Genomic DNA, 5,786 nt, shown 5'->3' with positions numbered 1-5,786 from the left:
TTAACAATATATCTCATCAATACATTAGAAAGTTACAGATAGACTTGAATAATAGACCTAAGAAATGTTTAAATTACTTGACACCTAATGAAGTACATTTTGGTATCTCTATAAACATTGAGAATACAATCTAGCTTTTATTTATCACTAAAAGCTAATTACAATCAAATTTATTTAGGTTAAAATATTCTTTTAAGAAAATATTTATTTCTATAAAAATGACAGATATACATAATAATAAGATTTTGATTTTAGATTTTGGTTCGCAATATACTCAACTTATCGCGCGTAGAGTGAGGGAGGTTGGTGTCTTTTGCGAAATATTTCCTCACGACATAGCAGATGATTTTATCAAAGATTATCATGCTAAAGGTATAATTCTTTCTGGTGGTCCTGAGTCTGTATATGATTCAGATATTAAGGCTCCGGAAATAGTCTTTGAATTAGGTGTTCCTGTTTTGGGTATCTGCTATGGTATGCAAACAATGGTAATGCAGCATGGTGGAGAGGTAAAAGGTGCTGATCAAAGTGAGTTTGGTAAAGCGATCATTAATATCTTAAAATCATCAGAAAATATATTTTCCAATCTTAAAACAGAACAATCTGTATGGATGAGCCATAGTGATAAAGTTACTCAAACTGGCGAACATTTTGAAGTAATAGCATCATCAGCAAATGCTCCTGTTGCAGCTGTTGCTCACAAGAGTAAACCTTTTTATGGAGTACAGTTCCATCCAGAAACTACTCATACAGAGAATGGCAAACAAATTATAGAAAATTTTGCTTTAAATATCTGTAAATGTGATGCTCTTTGGAATATCGAAAATATTATTGAAAACGATATTAAAGAAATAAAAAAACAGGTTGGAAGTGATAGAGTAATTTTAGGCTTATCAGGTGGTGTTGACTCATCTGTGGTAGCAGCAATATTACATGAGGCTATTGGCGATCAACTTACTTGTATATTTGTAGATACGGGATTACTTCGTCTTAACGAAGGCGACCAAGTGATGGAAGTATTTGCAGAGCATATGGATATTAATGTTATTCGTGTAAATGCTAAAAATAGATTTTTAGATGCTCTAAAAGGTATCGGTGATCCTGAAGAAAAGCGTAAAATTATAGGTAAACTTTTTGTTGATATTTTTGATGAAGAAGCAGCTAAAATCGAAAATGCGAAATGGCTTGCTCAAGGCACGATCTATAGTGATGTAATTGAGTCAGCTGGTAATAGCCAGTCTAAAGCTCATGTTATCAAATCTCATCATAACGTTGGTGGTTTGCCAAAAGAGATGAAGCTTAAGCTATTAGAACCTCTAAGAGAGTTATTCAAAGACGAGGTGCGTAAATTAGGACTAGGCTTAGGCTTACCGTATAATATGCTTTATAGACATCCGTTCCCAGGTCCGGGTCTTGGTGTGCGTATATTAGGTGAAATTAAGAAAGAGTATGTTGAAACTCTACAAAAAGCAGATGCTATCTTTACTGAAGAGCTCTATAAGCATAATTTGTATCATGATATTTCTCAGGCTTTCGGGGTTTTCTTACCAGTTAAGTCAGTTGGGGTTGTTGGGGATCAGCGTAGATATGAATATGTTATAGCATTAAGAGCTGTGGTTAGTATTGATTTTATGACTGCAACATGGGCAAATTTGCCTTATGACTTCTTATCTATAGTTTCAAATAGAATTGTAAATGAAGTTAAACAAGTATCACGAGTCGTTTATGATGTAACAGGTAAACCACCTGGAACAATTGAGTGGGAATAACCACTAGCTGACGAAATGTTTAATTTATTAAAGTATATATTCTTTAGAATTGTACTTTTGGGTTAGATGAAGATTTTATACTATGTCGAAATATACTATTTTAGATAAGATAAATACCCCTGCAGATCTTAAGCTTGTACCTGAGGGACAACTTAAAGAACTAGCATCTGAGTTAAGAACTTTTTTGGTAGACACATTGGATGTGAGTGGTGGACATTTTGCAAGTAGTCTTGGTGCTACAGAATTAACTGTTGCTTTGCATTACGTCTATAACACGCCTTATGACAATATAGTTTGGGATGTGGGTCATCAAACATATATTCATAAAATTCTAACAGGTAGAAAAGATAAGCTTATTACGATCAAAAAAGATGGTGGAATTTCAGGTTTTCCGAAGCGATCTGAAAGTGAATATGATACCTTTGGAGTAGGGCATTCAAGTACTTCAATAAGTGCAGCACTCGGTATGGCTATTGCAGATAGACTACAAGGTAAGCACTCTAATTCAATTGCTGTAATCGGAGATGGCGCTATAACTGGTGGTATGGCATTTGAGGCACTTAATCATGCCGGAGGAATTAAAGAAGACATCCTAGTTATTCTCAATGATAACGAAATGTCAATTTCTGATAATGTAGGTGGTCTTTCAGCTCATTTTAGCAAGATTATTTCAGGTGGCTTTTATAACTCAATTCGTGAAAAAGGAAAGGAAGTTCTTAAAAATATTCCACCAATGTTTGAGTTTGTAAAAAAGATAGAAACACAGACTAAAGGAATGTTTGTCCCTGCAAATTTTTTTGAAGATTTAGGTTTTTATTATGTGGGTCCAATAGATGGTCACAATGTTACAGAGTTGGTAAAGACTTTAAGAATTTTAAAAGATCATAAAGGTCCAAAACTTTTACATGTAATTACCAAAAAAGGTAAAGGCTATATTAAAGCAGAATCTGATCCTATCAAGTTTCATCATGTAGCACCAAGTTTTCATAGTGGGGATGATCAATCAAAAGCTTCTAAGCTAACTTACTCAAATATATTTGGTAACTGGATTTGTCAAAAAGCAGCTAAAGATGAGCGTTTAGTAGGTGTAACTCCAGCTATGAAGGAAGGCTCTGATTTAATTAGATTTTCACAACAATTTCCAAATAGATACTTTGATGTGGCTATTGCTGAGCAGCATGCAGTTACTTTTGCAGGTGGTTTAGCATGCCAAGGACTTAAGCCTGTAGTTGCTATCTACTCAACATTTCTACAAAGAGCTTATGATCAGGTTATACATGATATAGCATTACAAGATTTAGATGTCTTGTATGCTGTTGATAGAGGCGGTCTTGTTGGAGCAGATGGAGCAACTCATGATGGTAGTTTTGATATATCATTTATGCGTTGTATTCCAAATCATGTGATTATGACTCCAAGTGACGAAAATGAAACACATCATATGCTTGAGCTTGGATATGAATACAAGGGGCCAGCTATGGTGCGCTATCCTCGCGGGGCAGGTATTGGAGCTGAAATTACTGATAGGCTTGATATAGAGCTCGGTAAAGCAAAGCTTATTAAAAAAGGTTCTAAAGTTGCAATTTTAAACTTCGGAACCTTACTGCCACTTGCTAACCAGCTAGCTGATAAATATGATACTACTGTAGTTGATATGAGATTTGTAAAGCCTCTTGATGAACAAATGATTAATCAAATATGTCAAAATCATGAGATCATATTTACACTTGAGGAAAATTCAATAGCTGGTGGGGCTGGTTCTGCAGTTAATGAGTATATACTTGCCAATGATCTAAGTAAAAATATAATTATCAGAAATTTCGGTTTAAAAGATGAGTTTTTGACTCACGGTACAAAAGATCTTTTGCTAGATTATTCAAATCTTTCGTTCAATAAAATATCTAAAGTTCTAGAAAAACTTTTAAATTATAAAAGATAGTTTTTATAAAATCCATGTCTAAATTCTACTTATAATTACGATTACTATAGATAGTATTTTGCGATTTACTATTTTATAATTTCTAGCATATTTATTCTTGGTGATACCTATCTGATGAAGAAAATACTTCTTGTCATTTTTTTGATACTTTTATTAGCATTGTCATACTATTATTTTATCTACCAAAACTATAATAATTGGCCAATTGTTAACCAAAAACCACATGGTGAGACTATTATTGCTTTTGGTGATAGCTTGACAGCTGGATATGGTGTAGATAAATATGACAACTATCCATCTCAATTATCAAGAATGATTGGTAAACTTGTAATAAATATGGGAGTATCTGGTGAAACAACAGGTCAAGCACTATTAAGAATTGAAGATGTTATACAAGCTAATCCTAGAATAGTAATAGTATCACTAGGAGCAAATGATCTCAGGAAAAGAATTCCTGCAGCTCAAGCTTTTGCAAATTTAAGACGTATAGTAAATATACTACAGGCAAATGGGGCATTAGTTGTTATTGGAGGTTTAGACATACCATACTATAAAAATGATTATGCTGAAGACTATATCGAGTTTGCAAAAATTAATGGATGTTTGTTAGTTCCTAATGTTTTAGAAGGAATTATCGGCCACCAAGATTTAATGGTTGATGCTGTGCACCCTAATGCAAAAGGATATACAATTATGGCAAATCAATTTTATAACGTTATAGAAAGATATATTGATTAGTATTAAAACAGTTAGATACCTTTATTAAGATTAGAGACGCCTTCTTTTTGATAAACGTGATAGACATCTAAGCCAAGCTTTCTTCTAATGTATGGTAAAGAGAAATAACCACGAATATATTTTTCGCCATTTTCATTCTTATCATACACTTCTATATGATGGTAATCCGAATTAATCAAAGTATTAAGGATATGACCAATTTTAGTATTTTTTATAATAGAATAAGATACTATATTTACCTTAGCTATTGGTAACATAATATCATGTACAACTAAATCAGCAGGTTTTGTACCTGAGCTTCTAGCTCTTTCTTGAAGTGCTTGGCTTTCTATATAATGAAGAGCAATCGTTCCTACAACTTTATCATCAGTACTAATTACCAGCGCAAAATCTTTATGACTATCAATTATTTTTGTTTTTACATCTTTTATATTGAGATCTGCTCTGACTGTCAAAGCATTATGATCCTTATAATCCCTGAAGACCTCTAAAGCGGAACTTTCTAAGTAAAGAAGATGGCTAGCATCATCTCTAAGATAGTTTATTGATTTAGTATCGGTAAAGTGAGAAAGCTCTATTTGTTTAAAGTCTTTTAAATCCACTATTTTCTCCATATATTAATGTCGATTTTATAAATAGATTTTAGACAAAATATTTATCTTTTTCAAAGTTTATCAATCAATATTTTTAGTATAAATAGTTAAGGTGGCAAAATTATTTAATAATAAGCATTTAGAACGGGCTAGAGCAAATAATAATAGTAGGTATAAGTTAATATGCTAGATTGTATTCTCAATGTTTATAGAGATACCAAAATGTACTTCATTAGGTGTCAAGTAATTTAAACATTTCTTAGGTCTATTATTCAAGTCTATCTGTAACTTTCTAATGTATTGATGAGATATATTGTTAAAGTTAGTACCTTTAGGTATAAATTGTCTGATATACCTATTCATGTTTTCATTAGTACCTCTTTGCCAAGGACTGTATGGATCAGCAAAGAATACTTTGATGCCAGTCTTGCTAGTTAGCTTCTTATGTTTAGCAAACTCTTTACCATTATCAAATGTAGCTGTTAATATTTTATGACCATTAGATACTTTGTACAATATTCTATTGATTGAATTAGCTGTTCTATCTATAGACTTGGCTAAAATAGTAAATCTGCTAGCTCTATCGACCATTGTTACAATAGCACTTTTATGGTCTTTACCAACAATAGTGTCACCTTCAAAGTGATAAAGATTTTTTCTATTAGCACTGCTAGGTCTTTCAGAAATACTCGCTCTATCCTTTATCTTAACTTGTTTAGAGTCACCTTCTTTTTTGTATTTATATTG

5 protein-coding genes and 1 pseudogene are annotated in these 5,786 nt (G+C 32.5%); 4 read left to right on the top strand and 2 right to left on the bottom strand.

Going from position 1 to position 5,786, the window contains the following annotated elements; genetic code table 11:
* The 4 genes and pseudogenes from F8C69_RS11505 to F8C69_RS08665 form a co-directional block, all read left to right on the top strand.
* Nucleotides 1-134 (top strand): annotated as a pseudogene (locus F8C69_RS11505) (IS30 family transposase); the annotation flags it as partial.
* An 84-nt stretch (nt 135-218) separates the two neighbouring features.
* Nucleotides 219-1,769, top strand: coding sequence for a glutamine-hydrolyzing GMP synthase (gene guaA, locus F8C69_RS08675; protein WP_159184899.1), 1,551 nt, complete (start codon nt 219-221; stop codon nt 1,767-1,769).
* 82 nt (nt 1,770-1,851) lie between these two features.
* Nucleotides 1,852-3,708 carry a 1-deoxy-D-xylulose-5-phosphate synthase gene (gene dxs / locus F8C69_RS08670; RefSeq protein WP_159184898.1) on the top strand — a complete coding sequence of 619 codons (1,857 nt, stop codon included), beginning with the start codon at nt 1,852-1,854 and terminating at the stop codon, nt 3,706-3,708.
* A 114-nt stretch (nt 3,709-3,822) separates the two neighbouring features.
* On the top strand, nt 3,823-4,446 hold the full coding sequence (locus F8C69_RS08665) for an arylesterase (RefSeq protein ID WP_159184897.1): 624 nt from the start codon (nt 3,823-3,825) through the stop codon (nt 4,444-4,446).
* 11 nt (nt 4,447-4,457) lie between these two features.
* Here F8C69_RS08665 and F8C69_RS08660 read toward each other — a convergent pair whose 3' ends face one another.
* Nucleotides 4,458-5,048: a CBS domain-containing protein gene (locus tag F8C69_RS08660; RefSeq protein ID WP_192189652.1), complete on the bottom strand. Its 591-nt coding sequence runs from the start codon at nt 5,046-5,048 to the stop codon at nt 4,458-4,460.
* 177 nt (nt 5,049-5,225) lie between these two features.
* Nucleotides 5,226-5,786: IS30 family transposase (locus F8C69_RS08655; protein ID WP_159183759.1), on the bottom strand; the 561-nt coding region annotated here is incomplete at its 5' end.

This window comes from Francisella noatunensis subsp. noatunensis, from assembly GCF_009823375.1.
In the GTDB taxonomy this organism is placed as follows: domain Bacteria; phylum Pseudomonadota; class Gammaproteobacteria; order Francisellales; family Francisellaceae; genus Francisella; species Francisella noatunensis.
Note: the sequence above shows the minus strand (reverse complement) of the source record. Positions and strands in the feature narration are given on the sequence as shown.